Annotated in this window: 21 protein-coding genes and 1 tRNA gene; 10 read left to right on the plus strand and 12 right to left on the minus strand. The window is 61.9% G+C overall.

Features of this window, described 5'->3' with window-relative positions:
* Positions 1–85 precede the first annotated feature (85 nt).
* The 4 genes from mscL to mfd all read right to left on the minus strand — a co-directional run bounded on the left by mscL (position 86) and on the right by mfd (position 6588).
* Positions 86–532 (minus strand): large conductance mechanosensitive channel protein MscL, encoded by a 447-nt coding sequence (mscL, locus tag J2W46_RS16585; RefSeq protein WP_020065887.1) that lies wholly within the window; start codon positions 530–532, stop codon positions 86–88.
* Positions 533–630: 98 nt separating this feature from the next.
* Positions 631–1665 carry a threonine/serine dehydratase gene (locus J2W46_RS16590; protein WP_020065888.1) on the minus strand — a complete coding sequence of 345 codons (1035 nt, stop codon included), beginning with the start codon at positions 1663–1665 and terminating at the stop codon, positions 631–633.
* A gap of 71 nt (positions 1666–1736) precedes the next feature.
* Entirely contained in the window at positions 1737–2987 is a 1251-nt protein-coding gene (gene argE, locus J2W46_RS16595) for an acetylornithine deacetylase (protein ID WP_087753301.1), read from the minus strand.
* Between the two features lie 118 nt (positions 2988–3105).
* The gene (gene mfd, locus J2W46_RS16600) at positions 3106–6588 is read right to left on the minus strand and encodes a transcription-repair coupling factor (RefSeq protein WP_087753284.1); all 3483 of its coding nucleotides are present in this window, start codon (positions 6586–6588) and stop codon (positions 3106–3108) included.
* 120 nt (positions 6589–6708) lie between these two features.
* On the opposite strand from mfd, the gene ispD reads away from it, so the two are divergent.
* Both ispD and ispF read left to right on the plus strand, forming a co-directional pair.
* A complete protein-coding gene (gene ispD, locus J2W46_RS16605) occupies positions 6709–7422 on the plus strand; it encodes a 2-C-methyl-D-erythritol 4-phosphate cytidylyltransferase (RefSeq protein WP_310355070.1) in 714 nt (237 codons plus the stop codon).
* Positions 7423–7467: 45 nt separating this feature from the next.
* On the plus strand, positions 7468–7947 hold the full coding sequence (gene ispF / locus J2W46_RS16610) for a 2-C-methyl-D-erythritol 2,4-cyclodiphosphate synthase (RefSeq protein WP_020065892.1): 480 nt from the start codon (positions 7468–7470) through the stop codon (positions 7945–7947).
* Positions 7948–8068: 121 nt separating this feature from the next.
* Here the strand turns inward: ispF and J2W46_RS16615 are convergent, their stop codons facing one another.
* The 4 genes from J2W46_RS16615 to ompR all read right to left on the minus strand — a co-directional run bounded on the left by J2W46_RS16615 (position 8069) and on the right by ompR (position 11562).
* Positions 8069–8587, minus strand: coding sequence for a carboxymuconolactone decarboxylase family protein (locus J2W46_RS16615; RefSeq protein WP_310355072.1), 519 nt, complete (start codon positions 8585–8587; stop codon positions 8069–8071).
* Positions 8588–8661: 74 nt separating this feature from the next.
* Entirely contained in the window at positions 8662–9210 is a 549-nt protein-coding gene (locus tag J2W46_RS16620) for a peroxiredoxin (protein WP_020065894.1), read from the minus strand.
* Between the two features lie 220 nt (positions 9211–9430).
* Entirely contained in the window at positions 9431–10780 is a 1350-nt protein-coding gene (locus tag J2W46_RS16625; protein WP_020065895.1) for an ATP-binding protein, read from the minus strand.
* A 47-nt stretch (positions 10781–10827) separates the two neighbouring features.
* A complete protein-coding gene (ompR, locus tag J2W46_RS16630; protein WP_006048917.1) occupies positions 10828–11562 on the minus strand; it encodes an osmolarity response regulator transcription factor OmpR in 735 nt (244 codons plus the stop codon).
* 229 nt (positions 11563–11791) lie between these two features.
* Between ompR and J2W46_RS16635 the strand changes: the two genes are divergently transcribed.
* On the plus strand, positions 11792–12118 hold the full coding sequence (locus J2W46_RS16635) for a hypothetical protein (protein ID WP_310355074.1): 327 nt from the start codon (positions 11792–11794) through the stop codon (positions 12116–12118).
* 446 nt (positions 12119–12564) lie between these two features.
* Positions 12565–13728 (plus strand): DUF1501 domain-containing protein, encoded by a 1164-nt coding sequence (locus J2W46_RS16640; protein ID WP_310355076.1) that lies wholly within the window; start codon positions 12565–12567, stop codon positions 13726–13728.
* 70 nt (positions 13729–13798) lie between these two features.
* On the opposite strand, the gene J2W46_RS16645 is transcribed toward J2W46_RS16640, so the two are convergent.
* A complete protein-coding gene (locus tag J2W46_RS16645; RefSeq protein WP_310355078.1) occupies positions 13799–14635 on the minus strand; it encodes a squalene/phytoene synthase family protein in 837 nt (278 codons plus the stop codon).
* Positions 14636–14852: 217 nt separating this feature from the next.
* Between J2W46_RS16645 and J2W46_RS16650 the strand changes: the two genes are divergently transcribed.
* Positions 14853–14939, plus strand: a tRNA-Leu gene (locus tag J2W46_RS16650).
* Between the two features lie 76 nt (positions 14940–15015).
* Here J2W46_RS16650 and J2W46_RS16655 read toward each other — a convergent pair.
* Complete coding sequence (locus J2W46_RS16655) at positions 15016–15303, minus strand: hypothetical protein (protein WP_020065898.1); 288 nt, start codon at positions 15301–15303, stop codon at positions 15016–15018.
* 328 nt (positions 15304–15631) lie between these two features.
* Between J2W46_RS16655 and J2W46_RS34365 the strand changes: the two genes are divergently transcribed.
* Together J2W46_RS34365 and J2W46_RS16665 are read left to right on the plus strand one after the other, a co-directional pair.
* Positions 15632–15865 carry a hypothetical protein gene (locus tag J2W46_RS34365; RefSeq protein WP_374726836.1) on the plus strand — a complete coding sequence of 78 codons (234 nt, stop codon included), beginning with the start codon at positions 15632–15634 and terminating at the stop codon, positions 15863–15865.
* Between the two features lie 546 nt (positions 15866–16411).
* On the plus strand, positions 16412–17944 hold the full coding sequence (locus J2W46_RS16665) for a DUF3999 domain-containing protein (RefSeq protein WP_310355080.1): 1533 nt from the start codon (positions 16412–16414) through the stop codon (positions 17942–17944).
* A 320-nt stretch (positions 17945–18264) separates the two neighbouring features.
* Here the strand turns inward: J2W46_RS16665 and J2W46_RS16670 are convergent, their stop codons facing one another.
* Entirely contained in the window at positions 18265–18717 is a 453-nt protein-coding gene (locus tag J2W46_RS16670) for a MarR family winged helix-turn-helix transcriptional regulator (protein ID WP_020065903.1), read from the minus strand.
* A 64-nt stretch (positions 18718–18781) separates the two neighbouring features.
* The gene (locus J2W46_RS16675) at positions 18782–19927 is read right to left on the minus strand and encodes a glycerate kinase (protein ID WP_310355081.1); all 1146 of its coding nucleotides are present in this window, start codon (positions 19925–19927) and stop codon (positions 18782–18784) included.
* A 443-nt stretch (positions 19928–20370) separates the two neighbouring features.
* Between J2W46_RS16675 and tig the strand changes: the two genes are divergently transcribed.
* From tig to clpX, 3 genes are all read left to right on the plus strand, one after another.
* Positions 20371–21717 carry a trigger factor gene (gene tig / locus J2W46_RS16680; protein WP_020065905.1) on the plus strand — a complete coding sequence of 449 codons (1347 nt, stop codon included), beginning with the start codon at positions 20371–20373 and terminating at the stop codon, positions 21715–21717.
* Positions 21718–21874: 157 nt separating this feature from the next.
* Positions 21875–22528: an ATP-dependent Clp endopeptidase proteolytic subunit ClpP gene (gene clpP, locus J2W46_RS16685; protein WP_006048927.1), complete on the plus strand. Its 654-nt coding sequence runs from the start codon at positions 21875–21877 to the stop codon at positions 22526–22528.
* Between the two features lie 178 nt (positions 22529–22706).
* Positions 22707–23978: an ATP-dependent Clp protease ATP-binding subunit ClpX gene (gene clpX, locus J2W46_RS16690; protein WP_006048928.1), complete on the plus strand. Its 1272-nt coding sequence runs from the start codon at positions 22707–22709 to the stop codon at positions 23976–23978.
* Positions 23979–24140: the final 162 nt, after the last annotated feature.

Below are 24140 nucleotides of genomic sequence, written 5' to 3' on the forward strand. Positions count from 1 at the left end.
CAAAAGAAAAGGCCTGTTGCGAGTGCATCGCAACAGGCCTTTTTAATTGTTGAATCGTGAGAGGGCGCTTCGCCTCACCGCCGTCCTAGCGCGGCGAGTTCTTCAGTGAGTCGCGGATCTCACGCAACAGCAGCACGTCTTCGGGCGGCGGCGGCGGTTCGGACGGCGCGGCATCGGCCGGCTTGCGCAGATTGTTGATGAACTTCACCATCAGGAAAATGATGAACGCGAGAATGACGAAGTTAATGGCCACGGTAATGAACGAGCCGTAACCGAAGACCGCAACGCCCGCCGTCTGCAAGTCTTTATACGACTCGGGACTGCCTTTGAAGCTCGCGGGAATGTCGCCGAGTCGAATGAATTTGTTCGAAAAGTCGAGGCCGCCCGTAGCGACGCCGACCACCGGCATGATCAGGTCTTTCACAACTGAATTGACGATGGTGGAGAACGCGCCGCCGATGATGACACCCACCGCGAGATCCATCACGTTGCCTTTAAGGGCAAATTCCTTGAATTCCTTGATCATGCTCATAGGGTTTCCTCCTGGATATCGATGACCAAATCATACCAATCTCAGACAGATAGGCCAGCCCTTCGGCCTGGAAAACCCAAAAAGGCGAGGGCAGTTTCTTATGTCGGAAACTGTGACATGCCCTGGCGAGCGCGTTCGATATGCGCAGAAAAAGTGACCGGGTCCGTGTTCGTGCCGCACAGCAGGACGCCCACGCGTTTGCCCTGCAGCTTCTCGCGCAGCGGTCCCAGCAACGCTGCCGTCGCAGCGGCGCAGGCGGGCTCGACGGCGAGTTTCAGTTGTCCGAACAACGTGAGCATGGCCGCGCAGAGTTGGTCGTCTGAAACCGTCACGAGTTCGTCGATATGGCGACGGCACAACTCATAGCTGTATTCCTCGGTATGCGGCGCCATCAATGAATCCGCGATGCCGTGCATGTGGCCCATCTTGACCGTGTGATTGGCGGCGAAACTTTTTCCCATTGCATCGGCGCCTTCCGGCTCGACACCGAACACGTGCACGCCCGGATTCGCGAGCCGCATGGCCGTGGCCACTCCGGCCGCGAGACCGCCGCCGCCGATCGGCACGATCACGGCTTCGAGGTCGGGCGTTTGCGTGCTCCATTCGTAACCGAGCGTGGCGGAGCCGAGCACCGTGCGATAACCATTGAACGGGTGCACGAAGTAGCGGCCTTCTTCGGCCTCGATGCGGCGCACGAGTTCGAAAGCTTCCGCAAGATCTTCGGCGAACACGATTTCCGCGCGATATTGCCGGCACAGAGCGACGCGCGCCGGATTCGCCGCGCGAAACAGCACCACCTTCGCGCTGATGCCAAGCCGCATGGCCGCATACGCGACGGCCACGGCATGGTTGCCGCCCGACACGCACGTGACGCCCGCGCTGCGTTGTGTTTCGTCGAGCGCAAGCAGGTTCGTGAACGCGCCGCGCGCCTTGAAGCTGCCGCCCGCTTGCAGCAGTTCGAACTTGAAGTTCACCACCGTGCCTTCGAGCGACGCGAAGTCGAGCCTGTCGAATACCGGCGTTCGAGCCACCCACGGCGTCAGCGCAAAGTGCTGCGCGGCGATGTCGTCGAGAGTGGGGATCGGCTCGCCGTCGATCGTGTGGTCGGTGTGCTGCGGCGTGGCGGTTGACATGGGCGTGGGCGAGATTGGGCTAGAAGCGGGCGATAGTGAAAGTATGGTTTCTCGTTACTCAGGCGACGGTTTCAGTGCGCATGCGCTTCGACGGACATGCTGTGAATGAACTTGTGCAAGAAGCGTTCACACTGCACGAGTTGATCCAAAGCGACGAATTCATTCGCCTTGTGCGCCTGCTGAATGTCGCCGGGCCCGCACACGATGCTCGGAATACCCGCCAGCGAAAAGAGCCCGGCTTCTGTGCCGTAAGCGACCTTGCGCTTGTCCTGGTCCGCCGTCAGCGCGCGCACGAGTTGCGTGATAGCTGCCTGCTCCGACGAATCGAGTCCGGGCGCCGCGGCGATCTTCGTAATCTCGATTGCCGCCAATGGATGCTCGCGCAACATTTTCGGCAACAGTGTTTCGCGTGCGTACTGGTCGATACGCGCGAAGATCGGCTCGGGATCGAGCGTGGGCAGATTGCGGAATTCGAACTGGAACTTGCACTCGGCCGGCACTGTATTGATTGCGTTGCCGCCGACGATCGTGCTGGTTTGCGCGGTGGTGAACGGCACGTCGTACAGTTCGTCGAACGGGCCTTGCTCGCGGAACTGATCGGCCATGTCGCGGATATAACAGATGAGTCGCGCCGCGTATTCGATCGCATTCAAGCCTTTCGGCGTGAGCGACGAGTGCGCCGCCTGGCCGCGCACGCAGCACTGGTAGGCGTTGATGCCCTTGTGCGCCACGATGGGCCGCATGCTCGTCGGCTCGCCCACGATACAGCCGTCCGGCTTCACGCCGCGTTTCATCAGGTCGGCGATCAGGAGCGGCGCGCCTGCACAACCCACTTCTTCGTCGAATGAAAGCGCGAAGTGAATCGGCTTGGCGAGCTTCGTGCGCTGCATGTCGGGCACGAGCGCAAGCGCGGCGCCGATAAAGCCCTTCATGTCGCAAGTGCCGCGGCCATAAAGCTTGTCACCACGAATTTCCGGCTTGAACGGATCGCTGTCCCATTGCTGACCGTCGACGGGCACCACGTCGGTATGGCCCGACAACACCACGCCGCCATTCGTTTCGCCGTCGTGTGCAGGGATCGTGGCGAACAGGTTGGCCCATTTGCCGCTGGCGTCGTGCGTGAGCGTGCCTTCAATGCCGAGCGCGCGCAATTCGTCGCGCACGGTTTCGATCAGACCGAGATTCGGATTGCGGCTTACCGTGTCCATCGACACGAGACGGGTGACCCAGGGAAGCGAGACAGGCGTAGTGCCAGAGGCGGAATCGGACGAAGCAGTTGCGGATGTTTGCGAGGACTGCGCTGAATCAGCGACATGAGACATGACAAGACTCCGGCATTTGAGTCTTTCGATCATACCCAAAAAAAGCCGCCCCGTATGCTGCGGCGCGCGTTTTGCGCGCCGCAGCATTGCGGGAAAACGCTAGACGTACCGCGTTTTTCTAACGGGCCGCGGCCGCCGCTGCCGTGCCCCGGCTTGGCGAGCCCAACGCCCGCAACGTTTCCTTGACGGTAGCCACCCGCACAGCAAAATCGGGACTGCGTGTTTCGATACGCAGCTTGTCCTGACCGGCCAGTTTGATGTGCTTGTGCTTCTGCACCATCTCGATGATACGCATCGCGTCGATTGGCGGATTCGGAATGAATTGCAGACCGATCACCGCTTCGCCCGCGTCGATCTTCGAGATGCCCAACGGCTTGGCCGCGAGTCTCAGACGATGCGTTTCCACGAGCGCATGCGCTTGCGGCGGCAGTTTGCCGAAGCGATCGATCAGTTCTTCCTGAATGCCGTCGATCGCATCGCTGTGCTCGCAATTCGCGAGGCGCTTGTACAGCGACAGACGCTCCTGCACGTCGCCGCAATAGTCGGCGGGAAGAATCGCCGGCGCGTGCAGGTTGATCTCTGTCGTGGCGGCGAGCGGCGCGGTGAGGTCGGGCTCCTTGCCGTCCTTGAGCGCCTTCACTGCGTCGTTGAGCATGTCGGTGTAAAGCTGGAAGCCGATCTCGTGAATCTCACCCGACTGCTTGTCGCCGAGCACTTCGCCCGTGCCGCGAATCTCCAGATCGTGCATGGCCAGATAGAAGCCCGAGCCGAGTTCTTCCATCTGCTGGATCGCTTCCAGACGGCGTTGCGCCTGCTTGGTCAGCCCTTGCGGATCGTGCACGAGCAGATACGCGTACGCCTGGTGATGCGAGCGTCCCACGCGTCCGCGCAGTTGATGCAATTGCGCGAGGCCGAACTTGTCCGAGCGATGAATCAGGATCGTGTTCGCGCTCGGCACGTCGATGCCGGTTTCGATAATCGTCGTGCACAGCAACACGTTCGCGCGTTGTGCGACGAAGTCACGCATCACGCGTTCGAGTTCGCGCTCGTGCATCTGCCCGTGTGCGACCGCAATGCGTGCTTCGGGGACGAGCGCTTCGAGCATTTGCCGGCGATTCTCGATCGTCTCGACCTCGTTGTGCAGGAAGTACACCTGGCCGCCGCGCTTCAGTTCGCGCAACATCGCTTCGCGAATCACGCTTTCTTCCTCGCGACGCACAAACGTTTTGATCGCCAGACGCTTTTGCGGCGCGGTCGCGATAACAGAAAAGTCGCGCAGGCCTTCGAGCGCCATGCCGAGCGTACGCGGGATCGGCGTGGCGGTGAGCGTGAGAACATCCACTTCGGCGCGCAATGCCTTGAGCGCCTCTTTCTGCCGCACGCCGAAGCGATGTTCCTCGTCGATGATCACGAGTCCAAGCCGCTTGAACTGTACGTCCGACGACAGCAGCTTGTGTGTGCCGATCACAATGTCGACGCTGCCTTCGTTGATCTGCTGGATCGCCGCGTTGACTTCCTTGGTCGACTTGAAGCGCGACAGTTCGGCGATTCGCACGGGCCAGTCGGAGAAGCGGTCCGTGAAGGTCTGCGTGTGCTGTTCGGCGAGGAGCGTAGTGGGCGAGAGCAGCGCGACCTGCTTGCCGCCCATGACAGCAATAAACGCCGCACGCAGCGCAACTTCGGTCTTGCCGAAGCCCACGTCGCCACAAACGAGGCGGTCCATTGGCTTGCCGCTCGTCATATCACCGATCACGGCTGCGATCGCCGCGGCCTGGTCGGGCGTTTCCTCGAAGCCGAAGCTCTCGGCGAACTTCACGTAGTCTTTCGGTTCGAGCGCGAACGCGTGGCCCGAACGCGCGGCGCGGCGCGCGTACAGATTGAGCAGTTCCGCGGCGGTGTCGCGAATCTGCTGCGCGGCCTTGCGTTTGGCCTTTTCCCATTGACCCGAGCCGAGCGAATGCAACGGCGCGCTTTCGGGATCGGCACCGCTGTAGCGCGAAATCACATGCAACTGCGCGACCGGCACGTAGAGCTTGCTGTCGCCCGCGTATTCGAGATGCAGAAACTCGGTCTCGCCTTCGCCGAGGTCCATGGTGACGAGGCCCATATAACGGCCTATGCCGTGCTGCGAATGCACGACCGGATCGCCGACCTTGAGCTCCGACAGGTCGCGCACCATCGAATCGACGTTGCTCGCCTGTTCCTGGCGGCGGCGACCGGCGCGCCGCGCGAGCGGCCCGTAAAGCTCGGTTTCGGTGATGATCGCGATGCCGTCCACGGGGACCGCAAAGCCGTTCGCGAGCGGCGCGACGCCGAGCGAAAAAGGCGCGTCGCCCGTCAGCCAGTCCTGGAAGCTGTCGCTCGACGCGGGCTTCAGATGGTTGTCCGCGAGCAGTTGCAACAGCGTTTCGCGCCGACCCGCCGATTCGGCAGCGAACAGGACGCGGTTCGGCGTGGTGTCGAGGTAGGTGCGCAACGCCGATACGGGATCTTCCGCGTGACGGTCGATGGCGAGATTCGGCAGTGGCGTGGACCAGCCGCCGCCCGCGTTGGCCGGCAGCACGAGCCGCGCGAACGGTTTCGCGAGCGTGAAGAAGTCTTCGTCCGACAGGAACAGCCGCTGCGGCTCGAGAATGGGCCGGTCGCGGTCGTGCGACAGGAAGTTGTAGCGCTGCTTGGTGTCGTTGCCAAAGCGCCGGATCGCCGCGTCCAGATCGCCGATGAACGCCAGTTGCGCGCCTTGCGGCAAATAGTGGAACAGCGTGGCGGTGTCGTCGAAGAAAAGCGGCAAATAATATTCGATGCCCGCCGACGGCACGCCGTTACCGATGTCCTTATAGATCGACGCGCGGCTCGGATCGCCTTCGAAGGTCTCGCGCCAGCGGCTGCGGAAAGCGGTGCGCGCGGCTTCGTCGAACGGAAACTCGCGGCCAGGCAGCAGGCGCACGTCTTTCACCGGATACAGGCTGCGCTGCGTGTCGGGGTCGAACGCACGGATCGAGTCGACCTGGTCGTCGAACAGGTCGATCCGGTACGGCAACGGCGAACCCATTGGATAAAGGTCGAGCAGCGAGCCGCGCACGCAGTACTCGCCCGGGCGCACCACCTGGCTCACGTGTTCGTAGCCGGCCAGTGTCAGTTGGGCTTTCAGCTTCGCCTCGTCTAGCCGCTCGCCCTGCGAGAACGAAAACGTGTAGGCCGCGAGAAACGACGCCGGCGGCATCCGGTACAACGCCGTGGTGGCGGGCACGAGCAGGATGTCGCAACGGCCTTCGCCGAGATCGTGCAGCGTGGCGAGGCGCTCGGAAACGAGATCCTGGTGCGGCGAAAAGGTGTCGTAAGGCAGCGTTTCCCAGTCGGGCAACAGACGCACGCGCGCCTGCGGCGCGAAAAAGCCGATTTCCTGCGACAGGCGCTGCGCGTCCACAGCGCTTTCGCACACGACGGCGAGCAGCGGCACCTTCTCACGGTAGGCGAGATGGTAGCGGGCGATCAGCAGCGCGTCGGACGAGCCGTGCGTGCCGTCGAAGGCGAAACGCTGGCCGGCTTTGACGAGCGCGACGGGCGGGGCGTACTGCGATGATGCGGCGATGTCTGGCATAGAAGAGAAAAGGCGGCCTCGGGCTCACACGGACGGCCAAGTTTACGCGTGTCGGGGCGTGGATGCGAAGGACCTATTATAAAATCCGTCCTTTACTTTGACCTCGCGGCATCCGCACTCGTGACTTCCCGTCTATTTGCCCTGATTCCGTGCGCAGGCACCGGCAGCCGTTCCGGCGCCGCGATGCCCAAACAATATCGCACTGTGGCCGGCCGCGACATGTTGCATTATTCGCTCGCCGCGTTCGACGCCTGCAGTGAGTTCGCACAAACGCTCGTCGTGATCGCGCCTGACGACCAGCACTTCGACGCGCGCCGCTTCGGCGGCTTGCGTTTTGCCGTGCGCCGGTGCGGCGGGGCGTCGCGCCAGGCGTCGGTGCTCAACGGCCTGCATGCGCTCACCGAATTCAACGCGCGCGACGACGACTGGGTGCTCGTGCACGACGCGGCGCGGCCGGGCATCACGCCTCACCTGATCCGTACGCTGACGGGCGCGCTCAGGGACGATGCGGTAGGCGGCATCATGGCGTTGCCGGTTGCGGACACGTTAAAGCGCATCGACAAGGCATCGGCGGACGGACGCATTGCGCGCACCGAATCGCGCGACGGCCTGTGGCAGGCGCAAACGCCGCAGATGTTCCGCATCGGCATGTTGCGCGAAGCGATCTTGCGCGCGCAAGCCGACGGCCACGACCTGACCGACGAAGCGAGCGCAATCGAATGGGCCGGGCATGCGCCGAAGCTGGTGCAAGGCAGCTTGCGAAACTTCAAGGTGACGTATCCAGAAGACTTCGATCTCGCCGAGGCTATTTTGCTGCGCAGTTCGGCATCGTGATGAGTGATTTCATTTTTAGTGAACGGACTTGAGGACTTGACGCAGATGGATTTCAGAATTGGGCAAGGGTATGACGTGCATGCGCTGGTGCCGGGGCGTCCGTTGATTATTGGCGGCGTGACGATTCCGTACGAGCGCGGCTTGCTCGGCCATTCGGATGCCGACGTGCTGTTGCACGCGATCACCGACGCTCTGTTCGGCGCCGCCGCGATGGGCGATATCGGCCGTCACTTCTCCGATACGGATGCGAAGTTTGCCGGCGCCGACAGCCGCGTTTTGCTGCGCGAATGCGTGGCTCGCGTGAAGGCAGCGGGCTTCGCGATTGCGAACGTGGACAGCAGCGTGGTGGCGCAGGCGCCCAAGCTCGCACCGCATATCGAAGGCATGCGCGCGAACATTGCCGCCGACCTCGGCCTGCCGGCGGACAAGGTCAATGTGAAAGCCAAGACCAATGAGAAGCTTGGCTATCTCGGGCGAGGCGAGGGCATAGAAGCACAAGCCGTGGTGTTGCTGATCAAGGGTTGATGCACCCGTTGGCATTGACGCATCAGGTGGCGCGCGCGCGGCGGCCAAGCTCGCCGCTGCGCCGCTGTGTCGCTGCCCCGCTGCCCACGGTCAAGGCGAGGCAAACCCGCAAGCCGCTAGCTTATTCAGCGGCAATGCACTGCGCAGCCGCATTGACCACTGCCGCGATGCGACCCACGTCGCGCAACTGCGTCGCGCTCATGCCTTCGGCGATCAACGTGTCGAAGTGCGACTTCACGCAGAAGTGACATTTGCCGATGATCGAAGCGGCCAGCGCGTACATCTCGAAGCGCCGCTTGTCCACGCCGCCATGCGACGCATAGGCGTTCATGCGTAACTGCGCCGGTTGCGATTTCAGGTCCGCGTTCTCCGCCATCTCGACATACGGATACCAGACGTTGTTCATGCCCATCAACGCGGCGGCCGTCAGCGCGCCGTTCATCTCTTCGGGAGACAGCACACCCGCGTTGCGTATTGCGTTGACGATTACGTTGCTTTTGGCGGCGAAAGCGGCGGCCAGCGCGACGCCGACCGCGTCGTTGCCTTCGAGCGACGAACGCGCAATTGTGCCGTCCAGGTTCAGGCGGATGTCTTTCGCGTAGTCGGGTATGAGCGCCTTAATGGAAGACAAGAATTCCATTGTCATCTCCTATCGGGTTGTCGATAAAAAAGCCCGCGGCTTTTTCAAGCGTGGCGGGCTCGGGCCGGCACGGCTTACAGCGTTGCGCCGCCGACTGCGCGGTTGCATGGACAGAGTTCGTCCGTCTGCAAGCCGTCGAGAATACGCAGCACTTCCTCAGGATTGCGGCCCACGTTCAGGTTGTTGACCGACACGTGCTGGATCGTGTTGTCCGGATCGACGATGAACGTTGCACGCAGCGCCACGCCCGCTTCCTTGTCGCGCACGCCGAGCTGGTCGATCAACTCGCCCTTCACGTCGCCGAACGAATAATGGTTCAGCTTGCTCAGGTCCTTATGCTCGCGGCGCCACGCGAGCTTCACGAATTCATTGTCGACGCTGCCGCCTAGCAGCACGGCGTCGCGCTCTTCGAAGTCTTTCGCCAGCTTGCCGAACTCGACGATTTCCGTGGGGCACACGAACGTGAAATCCTTCGGGTAGAAGTAGATGATTTTCCACTTGCCCGGGAACGACTGCTCCGTGATTTCTTCGAACGCCGAGGCGCCGTTTTCCTCGTGATTGTTGAAGCCAGGCTTGGCAGCGGTGACGGTGAACGCTTCGAGTTTGTCGCCAACGGTTTTCATGCGAGTGCTCCTTCGTGTGTTGGAAAAAAAGCATGCTGAGGCTACCAGCGCGTCATCACGAGCGCGTGACAGGCTTTTCACTATAGCTCTATTGAACTATCGCCTCAATAGTTTTTTTCTAACGACCCGGATAGTTATTATTCAACGGAGCGGGCATTGAGAGTGCGTGGGTCGTGCGTGGCCGACGTGCGCTGTGACGCGGGCGCCGGCCGCACTTCTCTTAGGCGCCCTTGGCGAGGGGAAACTCGATGGTGACTTCCAGACCCGGGCCCGGCGTGCGATTACGCAACCGCAGCGCGCCCCGATAACGGCCGACGAGCCGCTGCACGATCGCCATGCCGAGACCCGTGCCGTTCGCCTGAGTGCGCGCCGAATTCACGCGATAGAAGGGACGTGTGACGAGCGCCAGTTGATCTTCCGGAATGCCGGGGCCTTCGTCCACCACCGACAGTTCCACGCGTGAATGCGACACACGCGTTTCCAGGATCACATGCGGGATGCCGTCGCCGTCGCTCAAACCATACTTGCGCGCGTTCTCCAGCAGATTGCCGACGACGCGCCGCATATCCGTTTCGTCGGCTTCGATCACCGCCGACGGCGCGAGCCGCGTGATCAGCCGCATGCTGTCCTCGCTTTGCATGCGCGCCGCGAGTTCGCTCGCGATCACGGACAGATCGACGGGTTCCGGCACGCGTTGCACCGGGCGCGCGTAGTCGAGAAAGCGGCCGATGATCATGTCCATCTGCTCGATGTCGTCGACCATTGCGTCTTTCGTGCTTTGGTCCGACGGACTCATTTCCGTTTCGAGCCGCAGCCGCGCGAGCGGCGTGCGCAGGTCGTGGGAAATGCCGGCGAGCATCAGCGCGCGGTCGGCTTCGAGCTGTTCGAGATCCTGAACCATCTGGTTAAAACTGCGATTGGTTTCAGCGGCCACGCCCATACCGCGCTCGGGCAGCGGTTCAGGCGATTGCCCGGAGCCGACCTTGCGCGCGGCCATCGCGAGACGGGCGAACGGGCGATTCACGAGACTCGTGATGAAGGCTGCGCCGAAGAGCGACAGCGCCAACGCGAACACGCCCCAGCCGGCCCATTGCAGGCCGGTCGCGTTGTCGAGCTGATCGCGGTCGAGCGCGACCCAGTAATCGTCGTCGTCGATCTTGAAGCTGATCCAGACGCCGGGAATGTCGTTGACGCTCTGCGCGATCACGGTGTCGTCGCCGAGCCGGCCGCGAATGTCGTGTTCGATCAGCCGGTTCAGCGACTCGTCGGGCTGGAGCTTGTACTTGTCGGTTGTTTCGCGCGGGTACACGCGCACCCCTTCATTGCTTTCCAGATCTTGCAGCAACGCGCGCCGCAGATCGGGATCGGAATAGAGGAGTGCGGTGCGCGTGAGCTTCACAATCGCGACGAGCTGCAACGCCACGCGCTGCGCGCGCGGCTCGCGTTCGATCACCCGGAAGCTCTGGAACCACGCGGCGAGACTCACTGCGATCAACAGCGCGATCAACAGAAAGGTCCGCCAGAAAAGGCCGCCGAACGCGAGCGTCAGGAGGCGCCGGTCGATCCGCATGGGCCCTTCTTCTTATCTGAAAACAAAAGCAGGAGGCGTGAACAAACTCAGGCTGCGCCGTCGGGAATGAACACGTAACCCAGACCCCAAACGGTCTGGATGAAGCGCGGGCTGCCCGGGTCGGGTTCAATCAGCTTGCGCAGACGGGAAATCTGCACGTCGAGGCTGCGGTCGAACACTTCATACTCGCGGCCGCGAGCCAGTTCCATCAGCTTTTCACGCGATAGAGGCTGGCGCGGATGACGCGCGAACACCTTGAGCACGGAGAACTCGCCCGTGGTCAGCGGAATTTCCTGGCCGGCCTTGGTGAGCGTGCGAGTGGCGAGATTCAGCGCGAATTCACCGAACTCGAAGACTTCGGTAGTTTCCGACGGCGCGCCCGGCAGTTCGGACGGCGACTGACGGCGCAACACCGCGTGGATTCGCGCGACGAGTTCACGTGGATTGAAGGGCTTCGGCAGATAGTCGTCCGCACCCATTTCAAGGCCGACGATACGGTCGACGTCTTCGCCCTTGGCCGTCAACATGATGATCGGCGTACGGTCGTTGCTGCCGCGCAGGCGCCGGCAGATGGAAAGGCCGTCCTCGCCCGGCAGCATGAGGTCGAGCACCAGCAGATCGAACCGCTCACGCACCCAGAGCTTGTTCATGGATGGCGCGTTCTCGGCTACGTACACATTGAAGCCTTGCTCGCCGAGGTAACGGCGCAGCAGATCGCGCAGTCGCGGATCGTCGTCGACGACGAGGATTTTCGAAGGGTTTTTAGTTTCCATGGTCGGCATCTTAGCGCGATTAGAAAGTGGTGCGCGTTCGCATCATTTATCGAGTTACAGTCAGTTACAAAATTTACCCGCACTGTGGCACGACGTAAAGCGGTGGCAGTTAGACTCCTTTACTGAATGCGGCTGTTCGGTGGATACTTCACTCGACTAAAACCCACGCGCCCGGCTCGTTACCGGGTTTGTCATACGCATTTGAGGTAGCCGGTTGCCGCGCCACGAAGGGAACAACATGAAGGGAGGGGTCTGGCCGAATGTGCGCCTGAGCGTGATTGCACTGGCGGTTGCCGGTTCACTCGCAGGCACATTGGGACCGACGCTCGCCCACGCCCAGCCTTCGGCCGACAGAGCTGCGAGCGAGCGCGTGTCCAGGGCAGGCAACTCAAAGGCAAGCCGTCCCAGTTCCATCGTTGAGCGCCCTGCATCAGACGCCATGTTGCGTACCGCAGTTCCCCCCGATCTCGACCAACGTCGGCGTGACGGACATATGACGCCAGACGAACGTCGTTTGTTGAGACAGCATATCGAAGACGCTGTACGCGAGCTTTACAAACGGTAAACGCTTGGCTTGGGTTGTGGGCGCGGGTTGTTCTCGATCTCGCGTTGCCTCATGTGCCGCTTGATGTGAGCTTTGTCGTTGCTGTCCTGATTCTTTTGCGCTTTCGTTCTGCGCTTTCCGCGCGCTTCTCGTTTGTATCCCGGTTTCTATCAGGCACTTCGCGTTTTGCCCGCTGCGTTCACATGTTATGTGACTAACAGGTGCAGGCAGCCGTCGTTCATTCCTGTCAGTGATCGTGCTCGTTGCACTCCGCATGCGGGAAGCAGCAACGGCACGTGAATGCGTGGCCCGATCACGCAAGATGCGTCACGGCAGCAACGGGCGTAGGCTTCGTACACGCATAGATCTCGACCGCAAAGCACATAGCTTCGCATTGCCGGCCGGCCCAGCTTATCGCCCTGAAAAACCGAGCCCGCAACGCAAGAAGTCACCGACGCGAGTACGACATGAAACGACGCAGCTTTCTCTCGATGAGCGCCGCCGCCAGCGCGACTCTATGGCTGCCTCGTGCGGTTCGCGCGCAGCCCGCCGCGTATAGCGCAAGTGAGCTGCCCGCGCTGCGTCCCGGATACGGCAACCTGCTGATCCTCGTCGAGTTGAAGGGCGGCAACGACGGCCTGAACACCGTCATCCCATTTGCCGATCCTGCGTACTACCGGCTTCGCAAGAAAATCGGCATCAAGCGCGAGCAGGTTATCCAACTGGATGGCCGCACGGCCTTGCATCCGTCACTGGAACCGTTAATGCCGCTTTGGCACAGCCGCCAACTGGCGATTGTCCAGGGCGTCGGCTACGCGCAGCCCAATCTCTCGCATTTCCGCTCGGTGGAGATATGGGACACCGCTTCCCACGCCGATGAATACCTGCGCGACGGCTGGCTCACTCGCGCATTCAGAAGCGCCCCGTTGCCCGCGGGGTTCGCTGCAGACGGCGTGGTCATCGGCAATGCTGAAATGGGACCGCTCGCGAACAGCGCTCGTACGCGGGCTCTTCTAACTCCAATGCAAGGTCCTGGCACCGCAAAAGCCATGACATACGATGGCGCGAGGCCGAAGCCAATGCCACGCGCGCCGCAGCTGACGACGGGTTTTCCTTGCAGCGCGTTCGGCGCGTCGATTGAAATTGCAATGCGCATGCTCCAAGCCGACGACATGCCGCGCGCGGCGGCGGGCAAACGCGGCGGCGTCGCGGCGATTCGCCTGACGCTAAACGGCTTTGACACGCATCGCAACCAGCCGTACAGACACCGCACGTTGTTGAAGCAGCTTGCCGAAGGCCTGACAGCGATGAGATCGGCGCTGATCGAACTGGGCCGTTGGAACGACACGCTCGTCATGACTTATAGCGAGTTCGGGCGGCATCCGCGAGAAAACGACAGCAACGGTACCGATCACGGCACGTCGGCGCCGCATTTCATGATGGGCGGACGTGTGCTCGGGGGCTTGCACGGTGCACCGCCGGAGCTTGGGCGGCTCAATGGCCATGGCAACTTGCCGGTCGCCGTCGACTTCCGCCGGCTCTACGCCACCGTGCTTGCGAAATGGTGGGGGCTCGATGCCGCGGCGATTCTGCGGCAGCAGTTTGCGCCGCTGCCTTTGCTGCGCGTTTGACGACTGACGCGCTGCGCGCCGAACCGGACGCAGGACGACGCGCCGCGTGCATGCGGCGCGGCGGCGGCGCTTACTTTGCGCGCCAGGCGATCCACAGCTTGCGGATCGGCGTCAGCGCGATCCGTTGATGCAACACGTGGTAGCCGTCGCGCTCGATCTCATCGAGCAGCGCGGACGCGAGCGCGCCTTGCGCGAGCAACGTGCGCTGCGAACGGCGCTCGTTGGCCGGGACGGCGGCGAGCGAGGTTCGCACGGCATCGCGAGCGCGCTTCGTCTGAAAGCGCATGAGCTCGGTGAATGCGTCGCTATATTTTCGATTGATCAGGTCCGCGGCTGTCACATTGAAGCGCTGCATTTCGTCAATAGGGATGTAGATGCGGCCGTGACGCGCATCGTTGCCCGTTTCGACCACGAGCTGTGCGAGCAGCAGCGCTTCGCCTAACGGCGCGGACCAACCCGGCGCTTGTGAACCGTCGGCAGGCGCTTTAGTCCTCGCGCTGCGCGCCACTAACGAGGCAAAGGTCCCGCCGACCGCCTGCACATAGCGCCGCAAATTCGGATAGTCAAGATAGCGCGCCTGGTCGAGGTCCATCTCAAAGCCGCTCAGCAGCGCCTGCAGCGCCGGGTATTCGGCCTTCACGTCGGGCAGCGAGGCCGCGAGCGCCTTCGAAACAGGGTGCGTGGGCGTGCCCGCAGCAAGCGCGGCCAGTTCGTTCTGCCACCAGGCAAGCTTGGTGCGGCCAATGGCCGGATCGCTGACTTCCTTGACCGTTTCCTCGAACTCGCGGCGCAGTGCGAACAGGGCGGTCAAGCGCGGCTGACTGGCTGCGGGAGCTTGCCGAAGCGCGTAGTAAGTGCTCGATCCTGGTGGCGCCGCTTTTTGCTGGCAATATTCGTCGAAATTCACGGATTGGAATGTGGGGAAGGGCAGGCGAAGAGGGCACGGCAAGCGCGCACGAAGCCGAAAATTGTAGCATCGGCGGCGAAAGGACAGATGCGCGGCAGTTGCAGACAAGCGCGAATCAATGCGTTAGAATCTCGCGCTTACGCTTTTGGGCGTGCACCTTTGGGTGGCGCGCAAAGCATGCAGGACATCGGGCAAGACGCACAACGCTTGTCCGGCTGCGAGGGTGGCGAAATTGGTAGACGCACCAGGTTTAGGTCCTGACGCCCGCAAGGGTGTAGGGGTTCGAGTCCCCTCCCTCGCACCACTTTTCTGTAGCGCAAAACCCCGTCAAGTCGTTGGACTGGCGGGGTTTTTCGTTTCCAGGCCGCTTGTTCGTGCGCTCAGGCGACCGGCGTTTCCGGCGGCGCCTGGGTGCCCGGCAGGTCGGCTTGCGCGGCGCCTTCCAGAAAGCGTCGAGTCGATTCGAACGCCTGCAACATCTGATCGGGCCAAGGCGTTTGCAGCATGACCGCCTGATGGTTTTCAAATGCCGACGACAACAGCTTCGCCAGTTCCGGCGAGCGCAGATGACGCAGCAGCACACTGACTGCGATGGCCGTCGCCTGGCTCGCGCCGGCCGTCTGGAGTTCCGACGCGGTGAGCGCCGCGATCTGTTTGTTGAGATCCACTAAAACTTTCCTGATTAGATTGAACGATCGACTTGCGCGCCGCGCGGGTCGTTGAGCGAATGCGTCTATAACCGGCGCGGCGTCAGATGCCGAATTTTGACACGATTGGTACATTGCGGCGAAGACCGCGTCGCTCGATAGGCGTTGCTGCCGACTTTGACTGCCGGGTAACTACGTCGATTTATCTGAGCTTTTGAATCCGATGATGGCCGCGGAAAGGCGGCAAACGTCGGACGCTAGCTGTACTCGCATTCGTCGCCTGTGCAATATCGTTGCGCCGGCTACTCGTACTGGGCGCGCAGTCGAATCCGCGTGTTTCGACCGCGCGGTGTTCGCGACATTGTTCCTATGGTTCAATGCCTTGCCGCTGCGTACATTGCGTCATTATTTCGACGCGGCGTACGATAATGCCGCGGTGTGCGCGTCGATTGCGTCGCAGCAGGTGTTTCTGGTCGGCCGGAGCGCGTTCGTCTTCGCGGGTTTGCGGCTCACGAGGCGTGACAGCATCCTGCAGTTGCGTGCGATTGTTTCTACGCCGCTAGTGCTCGTGCCGTTGCTTTGAACGTTTTACGCAAATCTGACGCAGGACGGCGGGTCGTGGGCGAGTTCGCCGTTGCTCGATTCGCTCGAATGTTGTGCAGGCCGTCGTCTTCGCGTTGGCCGCGCCGTGGCTCATACGGATTCGTCGTCCCGGCGTGCCGCCTTGCGACTATCGGTGGCCTTTGCAAGTGTTGACCCGGGCAACCGGCTTGGCTGCTTGAACGCGACGCCGCTGCGCACGCTGCATCATTTGACGGTGGTGCTATACGAGTTCGTCGACATGTCGCAGTCGATACTCGTGCGGGCGTCTGTTTCGGTATTCTGGGCGCAATGCGAACTTGCGGCGATGACTTGGACCACCGGCGCACAAGCCGTGTCGTCTGTTTCATTGGCGGCGCATTGCTCGCCGCAGCCGTCGTCAAACTGTTCCTGTTCGACCTGTCGCACGTGACCGGTGTCGGGCGGATCGTATCGTGTTCGTATCGTTTATCGGCGTCGGCGTGATGTTGCTGCTGATCGGCTACTTCTCGTCGTTGCCGCCCACGCGAGTGGTCGGGGAAACTGAACAATGAAGCATTTTCTGAAGGTGACGGCCTGGTGTGTCGCGATCGGATCCGCGTGCGCCGCGGCGCCCGCCTGCGCTGAAGATTTCGCGCGGCACTTTGCGCTGCAGCTCGAAGAGGGCGCCGCCTACTACAGCGTCACGCTGCCGGCCGCCGTCTATAGCGCCAGTCAGCGCAACGATCTCGGCGACGTGCGCGTATTCAACGGCGAGGGCGAGCCCGTGCCGTATTCGCTCGAGGGACCGCGCGAGCCGGCACGCACGCCGCCGACTTTGCGCCCGGCACGATGGTTTCCGCTGCGCCCGGTGCCGGCGGGCCACACCGGTGCGCCGCTCGGTGTGACGATCGCGGCCGACGGCTCGCTGCGCGCCACCGCTGCGCCGCCGGGTCGCGCCCAGCACGACACGGATCTGATCGACGCGGGAGAGGCCTCCCGCGAGGGCCGCGTGAGCGCGCTGGTGATTCGTCTTCGTAACGATAACTATCAGGGGCGGGTGTCGGTCGAATCGAGCGACGACTTGCGGAACTGGCAGCCCGCCGGCGACGCGCAATTGCTCAAGGTCAGCTACAACGGCAGCACGCTGAGCCAGGACCGCGTAGAGCTGAGCGGTGCGCGCGCGCGTTATCTGCGCTTGCATTGGCTCGACGGCGCGCCGTATCTCGAATCGATGAATGTCGAAGTGCAGGCGACCGGCTCGGGTGGCGCGCAACTCGCGGACAAGCAGCGCGAATGGCGCGAAAACATCGTGGCGCAGGCGGGACCCAAGGCCGGCGAATATTTTTTCTCGACTGGCGGACCGTATCCCATCGACCGTTTGCGCCTTCATTTGCCGCAGCCGAATACGGTGGCGCCTGCCGTCGTCTATTCACGCAGCGCACTCGGCGCGGCGTGGCACGAGGTGTCGAGTGCGACGCTCTTCCGTTTGCATAACGGCGATGTCGAACAGAACAGTCCTTCGCTGCAACTCGCGCCCGACACGGACCGTCACTGGCGCGTGGTCGTCGATACGCGCAACGGCGGGCTCGGAACCGGAGCGTTGAGCATCGCAGCGGGTTGGCGCCCCGCGACGCTGACTTTTGCCGCGCATGGCGCGGCGCCTTTTACGCTCGGTGTGGGCAATGCCGCGGCCGTATCGACGGCCGTTGGGCGCGACGAGCTGCTGAATGGAGCTTCGTCGGCGGTGGCCACGGCGCGCGTCGGCGAACCTCTGGCGCTCGAGCAGAATGCGAATGCGCCATCGTCGGCGAGTGCCGATGCACGCCGCCGCTACATGCTGTGGGCCGCTCTGGTTCTTGCCGTCGGAGCACTTGCGGCCATAGCCTGGCGCCTTGCTCGTAGCGTATCGTCCAGGATGCCGGCGGGTGATGCCGCGGCGGCCGTGCCGGGAGCTGCGGCGAGCGGTTTCGCGAGTACACCTGCTGCTTCGACGGACACTGCACAAGCGGCCAGCGCTCCTGCTCAGAACGCGGCCAATTCAATGACCGGCGGTGTGACGGGCACGACGCAAGGCGAGCATCAACGTGATGGCGGCGCCTGAATCGCACGCTTCCCAATAGTCTGCGACGCGCGGGTCACGGCTGGGTTGGAAGGGCGGGACGTCCACGCACTCATGGTGTGGTTGGCAACCACGAGCGCGTCGAAGACATGGTTCGTTACCCCCAGGAGTGCGTGCAACTCATTGGTCAGTTCGAAGCGCGGAGCGTACGCAACTCATGCGTCGCTTTGAATAGCGCAGTGTGCGCAAACGACTCACGGCTCATTCCATGCGCGCGGGGTAACGGGGTTTAAAGCCGCCGCGTGCGATGCGTCTGCGCGGCGCAAATCGCGCAGCGCTGGCAGCCGCTTTTTATTCGTGGCTCACGTGTCAGGCGCAGTCATCGTTTCGATGACTTTATCGAGCGCTTCGCCAAGAGCGAGCTTCTGTTTCTCGTCAAGGCAGTTGAACAGATCGCCGTTCCACTTGCGCGCAATCGGCATGACCCTGCGATACAACGCGCGGCCCTCGGGCGTGAGCGACACGAGCACGACGCGGCCGTCTTCCACACTCGCTTCGCGTTTGACGATCCCCTGTCTGATCAAAGCCTCGGCGGCGCGACTTGCCTGACTCTTGTCCAGATTGGCATGCCTCGCGAGTTCCATGATCGAGAACGGTCCAAACGATCCCACCGACGCGATTACGCGAGCCTCCGGCAGCGTCACGCCGAGCTTGTCCTGGTAACGCTCGCTGATACCACGCTCCGCGAGCTTGTTGAGTACATGCAGACGATATGTGAGGAGCTGTTCCAAGCCGGCTTTGGCGGAGTCCTTCATGGTCTTCCCGTGATGAGTGACGCGGTTGTGGCGCTGTGATTGTTGCCGCAACCATGCCGCCGGGTCAACGCGCGCCGTACTTCAAACGCGTCAGTTGTTCGGCCTCATCCGCCAGGAGACGTGCAGCGTCGCGAATCGCGAATTCAAGCGTGATTGGTCCAGGGGCCGGCGAGAAGCAACCACTGAAATATTCGGCTAGACGCGGCAGTGCTGCGGAGTCCACGGCGCCTGACAGCAGCGTGGCCGGCACACCTGCAGACTGCGCATGACGGCATGCGATGAAGGGCGCCTTGCCGTGCAGCGTTTGCACGTCGGAGCGTCCTTCGCCGGTGATCAACCAGTTCGCACCTTGCAGTGCCGCGTCGAGGCCGATCTGCCGCGCGACGGTTTCCGCGCCTGGCTCGAACTGCGCGCCGAGCATGTGCAACGCAAAGCCGAGTCCACCTGCGGCGCCCGCGCCGGGAAGGTCGCGAGCCGTGCGCCCGAGCGCAGCTTCCAGCAGATCGGCGAAGCGGGCGAGGGCCGCGTCGATCGTGGCGACCTGCTCCGGGGCGACGCCTTTTTGCGGGCCGAAGACTGCAGTCGCCCCGTGCTCACCGGTCAATGGATTGTCCACATCGGACATGCCGATGAACTGTGTCTGCTCAAGCCGCGCGTCGAGTTGTGAAACGTCGACCCGTGCAACGCGCGCCAGTTGCTCAGGCGTCGGCTCCAGCTCCCGATCTTGAGCGTCGAATAGTTTCAGGCCGAGGCCTGCCAGCAGACCCGCGCCGCCGTCATTGGTGCTGCTGCCGCCAAGTGCGACGAAAAACCGCCGCACTCCTGTGTCGAGCAGCGCGCTGATTGCTTCGCCCATCCCACGCGTATTGCGCGCCTGAACCGGTACGCCCATACCAACCGAGTCCGTGATGCCGACGATCTCCGCCGTTTCCACGATTGCGCTGCCGTCGGCGAGGACGCCTGTCAGTGCTTCGCGCACCGGGCCCGCCGCGCCGCGCACGGTCAGCTTGCGGCGCTCGCCGCCGCTCGTCAGCATTGCGTCGAGCGTGCCTTCGCCGCCGTCCGCCATCGGACAGATGCGTACCTCGGCGTCCGGGCGCGCGCGCTGCACGCCCGACGCGATCGCCTGCGCGACCTGTTCGGCACCAAGCGAGCCTTTGAACGAATCCGGGGCAATGACGACGACAGGCGAGGACGGCGAATTGGGCATGGTGTCTCTGAATGGTTGGAGTAGTACGGTAGTACCGGGCGGGAAAGCCGCTGGCGACGCGGGCTCTTCAGCGCATGCAGCGCAGCCCCGCAGCGCGTTCGCTAGCTTAGCAGCATGGTCGCTTCGACTGAATATGCCGAACGGCATAGCCGGCATCGTCATGCGTCGTGAGGTGTGGTGCACTAGTGCGGGCTCGTCGGGCCGGCAGCTTCTTGAGAGAAGCGCAAAACCGCTGAAAAAAGCGCCCGAAACGGCTCTGGATGCCGATAAAAATAGGCGCAACCGTCGAATCCCGGTTAGCCGCGCAAATAGTTTGCTAAAATATTCGGCTCTTTGGACTCAACCGTGCTGCCGGTGGCCTGCAAGCCCGCGGCGCAGGCGCGCAAATGCGGCACGGAGAAGATAACTGAATTCGCTCGAATAATTTTAGGACGATTGAAGCCATGGCTAACGTTGTTGAAAACCTCGGCAAGCTCGAACGCCGCGTAACGATTTCCCTGCCGAAGGACGCCGTGCAGAAGGAAGTGGATTCGCGTATCCGTCAACTCGCGAAGAACGTGCGCATGCCGGGTTTCCGCCCGGGCAAGGTGCCGCTCAAGATGGTGACGCAACAGTATTCGGGCCAGGTGGAAGCTGAAGTGCTGAGCGACAAGGTCGGCAAGGAATTCTTCGACATCAGCCGCGCCGAAAACCTGCGCGTCGCAGGCCAGCCGAGCTTCGCGCCGAAGGCCGACGCTACCGAAGGCGATTACGCCTTCGACGCGACCTTCGAGGTCTATCCGGAAGTGAAGCTGGGCGACGTCGCCACGGCTGAAATCGAGCGCACCACGACGACCATCAGCGAAGCGGAAATCGACCGCACGCTCGAAATCCTGCGCAAGCAGCGCGTGCATTTCCACGCTCGCGGCGAAGCCGGCGAGCATGGCGACGGCGGCGGTGACACGGCGGCCAAGGAAGGCGATCGCGTGTCGGTCGACTTCGTTGGAAAGATCGACGGTGAAGTGTTCCAGGGCGGCAGCGCCGAAGACTTCGCATTCGTGCTGGGCGAAGGCCGCATGTTGCCTGAATTCGAAAAGGCAGCTACGGGCCTGAAGGTCGGCGAAACGAAGGAATTCGATCTGGCGTTCCCGGCCGATTATCACGGCAAGGACGTAGCCGGCAAGACGGCGCAATTCACGATCACCATGAAGAAGATCGAGTGGCCGCACCTGCCGGAAATCGACGCGGAATTTGCGAAGTCGCTCGGCATTGAAGACGGCGACCTGACCAAGATGCGCGCCGAGATCAAAGACAATCTGGAGCGTGAAGCGAAGCGCCGTACGCAAGCCATCGTCAAGAATCAGGTCATGGACGCGCTGCTGAAGATTTCGGAACTCGACGTGCCGAACGCACTGATCGAGCAGGACCAGGAGCGTCTCGTCGCAATGGCGCGCCAGGATCTGGAGCAGCGCGGCGTGCCGAACGCTAAAGATGCGCCGATTCCTGCCGCTATGTTTAAGGAACAGGCCGAGCGCCGCGTCAAGCTGGGTCTCGTGCTGGCAGAACTGGTGAAGGCTAACGACCTGCAGGCAAAGCCGGAGCAGATCCGCGCAGAAGTCGACGAATTCGCGAAAAGCTACGAAGACCCGAAGGAAGTCGTCCGCTGGTATTATTCGAACCAGCAACGTCTTGCTGAAATGGAAGCGTACGTCGTTGAAGCGAACGTCGTCGAATTCGTGCTGAGCAAGGCCAAGGTGACGGACAAGGAAGTGAGCTTCGAAGAACTGGCAAGCGCAACGGCGCAAGCGTAAGCGTCGCTGCAACGGCGTGCCGGCTGTCGGAGCGACGGCCCGCACGCCGTTTTTTTGTGCTGTTTTTGTGCGGTTTGTGTGCACTTGAATACGAGCTGGTCGACCACACCTGTCTAGCATCAAATATTTAGAATATTTCCAGACAAGGATCCATTGCATGACCTTTCGCGCCCAAATGCTGGACACGTTGACCTCCCAGTCGTCCCGGGATCTCGAAGCGCAGGCGCTCGGACTGGTGCCGATCGTCGTGGAAACGAGCGGCCGGGGCGAGCGCTCGTATGACATCTACTCGCGTCTGCTGAAGGAACGCATTGTGTTCCTGGTGGGCGAGGTGAACGATCAGACGGCCAACCTTGTGGTCGCGCAAATGCTGTTTCTGGAAAGCGAGAATCCCGACAAGGACATCTATTTCTATATCAACAGCCCGGGCGGCTCGGTGTCGGCCGGCATGGCGATTTACGATACGATGCAGTTCATCAAGCCGGACGTTTCCACGCTGTGCATGGGACTGGCGGCTAGCATGGGCGCGTTCCTGCTTGCAGCAGGCGCAAAGGGCAAGCGCTTCGCGCTGCCGAATTCGCGCGTGATGATCCACCAGCCGCTGGGCGGCGCCCGCGGTCAGGCGTCGGACATCGAAATTCAGGCGCGCGAAATTCTGTACCTGAAGGAGCGACTCAATCACCTGCTGGCGCACCACACCGGCCAACCCGTCGAGCGCATTGCACGCGACACCGACCGTGACAATTTCATGTCTGGCGACGACGCGCAAGCTTACGGTCTGGTCGATCAGGTAGCCCACAAACGTCCTTGATCGGGTGGGATTTGCGCTAAATCGGGGCAAATCGCGCGTCTGATCGGTTGTGAAATAATTAGACTCGTCCGAGCGCCTGCGGCAAACGCCGTCACATTGCTCAACCCGGCCGCGCCCAACTGCGAGGCTGGGGCAAACGGCGTATCATGTAATCGAGTGTCCGGAGGCTCACACATCTATGGCGGACAAGAAAGGTTCTAACAGCGAAAAGCTGTTGTATTGCTCATTTTGCGGCAAGAGCCAGCATGAGGTTAAAAAACTGATTGCCGGCCCGTCGGTGTTCATCTGTGATGAATGTATCGACCTGTGCAACGAAATCATTCGCGATGAAGCAGCAGGCGCGGGTATCGAGGCGGGCTTGTCCAAGTCCGATCTGCCGAGTCCGCAGGAAATCCGTGAAATCCTTGACCAGTATGTGATTGGTCAGGAACGCGCGAAGAAAATTCTCGCGGTTGCTGTGTACAACCACTACAAGCGCCTGAAGCATCTCGACAAGAAGGACGAGATCGAGCTGTCCAAGAGCAACATCCTGCTGATCGGCCCGACCGGTTCGGGCAAGACCTTGCTTGCGCAAACGCTCGCGCGGCTTCTGAACGTTCCCTTTGTCATTGCAGACGCAACTACGCTGACTGAGGCGGGTTACGTGGGCGAAGATGTCGAGAACATCATTCAGAAACTGCTGCAGAACTGCAACTACGAAGTCGACAAGGCCCAGCGCGGCATTGTCTACATCGACGAAATCGACAAGATCAGCCGGAAGTCGGACAACCCGTCCATCACCCGCGACGTGTCGGGCGAGGGCGTGCAGCAGGCGCTGCTCAAGCTGGTTGAAGGCACGATGGCGTCGGTGCCCCCGCAAGGAGGCCGCAAGCATCCGAATCAGGACTTCATTCAGGTCGACACCACGAACATTCTGTTCATCTGCGGTGGCGCGTTCGACGGCCTTGAAAAAGTCATCGTCGATCGTACTGAAAAGACCGGCATCGGCTTTGGCGCAAGCGTGAAGAGCAAGCAGGACCGCGACGCCGGCGAAGTGCTGCGCGAAGTGGAACCGGAAGATCTGATCAAGTTCGGCCTGATCCCGGAACTGATCGGCCGTCTGCCGGTGGTGGCCACGCTCGGCAAGCTCGACGAAGCCGCGCTGATGAAAATTCTCGTCGAACCGAAGAACGCGCTCGTGAAGCAGTACCACAAGCTGTTCAACATGGAACGCGTCGAGCTCGAAATTCGCCCGGCTGCGCTGCAGGCCGTGGCGCGTAAGGCGATTCGTCGCAAGACGGGTGCGCGCGGGCTGCGCTCCATCCTGGAACAGGCGTTGCTTGACGTGATGTACGACCTGCCGCAAATGAAAGGCGTGAGCAAGGTCATCATCGACGACAATGTGATTGACGGCGACGGCAAACCCTTACTGATCTACGAAGACGCGCCTAAAGTCGCGGGTTCGAACTGATCGGCTTCGGGTACTGCAAAAAGCCGTTCATGGCGACGTGAACGGCTTTTTCGTTTATCGTGTGGTCAGAATGGTTGTTTTCACAATGGAGTCACTGAACCTTCGGAGTCACTGAACTTTTCCCACACGCGGAGGCCTTGCAATAGTTTCTGCTGGCCTCAC

It is taken from the genome of Paraburkholderia strydomiana (assembly GCF_031456815.1).
GTDB classification, from domain to species: Bacteria; Pseudomonadota; Gammaproteobacteria; order Burkholderiales; family Burkholderiaceae; genus Paraburkholderia; species Paraburkholderia caledonica.

What these genes read in the sequence shown, in the direction of transcription:
- J2W46_RS16640 (WP_310355076.1), top strand. Translation starts at nt 12,565, where the DNA reads ATGAAACGACGCAGCTTTCTCTCGATGAGCGCCGCCGCCAGCGCGACT.
- J2W46_RS16670 (WP_020065903.1), bottom strand. Translation starts at nt 18,717, where the DNA reads ATGAAGGACTCCGCCAAAGCCGGCTTGGAACAGCTCCTCACATATCGT.
- J2W46_RS16615 (WP_310355072.1), bottom strand. Translation starts at nt 8,587, where the DNA reads ATGGAATTCTTGTCTTCCATTAAGGCGCTCATACCCGACTACGCGAAA.
- mscL (WP_020065887.1), bottom strand. Translation starts at nt 532, where the DNA reads ATGAGCATGATCAAGGAATTCAAGGAATTTGCCCTTAAAGGCAACGTG.
- J2W46_RS16625 (WP_020065895.1), bottom strand. Translation starts at nt 10,780, where the DNA reads ATGCGGATCGACCGGCGCCTCCTGACGCTCGCGTTCGGCGGCCTTTTC.
- mfd (WP_087753284.1), bottom strand. Translation starts at nt 6,588, where the DNA reads ATGCCAGACATCGCCGCATCATCGCAGTACGCCCCGCCCGTCGCGCTC.
- J2W46_RS16620 (WP_020065894.1), bottom strand. Translation starts at nt 9,210, where the DNA reads ATGAAAACCGTTGGCGACAAACTCGAAGCGTTCACCGTCACCGCTGCC.
- clpP (WP_006048927.1), top strand. Translation starts at nt 21,875, where the DNA reads ATGACCTTTCGCGCCCAAATGCTGGACACGTTGACCTCCCAGTCGTCC.
- J2W46_RS16665 (WP_310355080.1), top strand. Translation starts at nt 16,412, where the DNA reads ATGAAGCATTTTCTGAAGGTGACGGCCTGGTGTGTCGCGATCGGATCC.
- J2W46_RS16590 (WP_020065888.1), bottom strand. Translation starts at nt 1,665, where the DNA reads ATGTCAACCGCCACGCCGCAGCACACCGACCACACGATCGACGGCGAG.
- J2W46_RS16675 (WP_310355081.1), bottom strand. Translation starts at nt 19,927, where the DNA reads ATGCCCAATTCGCCGTCCTCGCCTGTCGTCGTCATTGCCCCGGATTCG.
- ompR (WP_006048917.1), bottom strand. Translation starts at nt 11,562, where the DNA reads ATGCCGACCATGGAAACTAAAAACCCTTCGAAAATCCTCGTCGTCGAC.
- clpX (WP_006048928.1), top strand. Translation starts at nt 22,707, where the DNA reads ATGGCGGACAAGAAAGGTTCTAACAGCGAAAAGCTGTTGTATTGCTCA.
- ispF (WP_020065892.1), top strand. Translation starts at nt 7,468, where the DNA reads ATGGATTTCAGAATTGGGCAAGGGTATGACGTGCATGCGCTGGTGCCG.
- argE (WP_087753301.1), bottom strand. Translation starts at nt 2,987, where the DNA reads ATGTCTCATGTCGCTGATTCAGCGCAGTCCTCGCAAACATCCGCAACT.
- J2W46_RS16635 (WP_310355074.1), top strand. Translation starts at nt 11,792, where the DNA reads ATGAAGGGAGGGGTCTGGCCGAATGTGCGCCTGAGCGTGATTGCACTG.
- tig (WP_020065905.1), top strand. Translation starts at nt 20,371, where the DNA reads ATGGCTAACGTTGTTGAAAACCTCGGCAAGCTCGAACGCCGCGTAACG.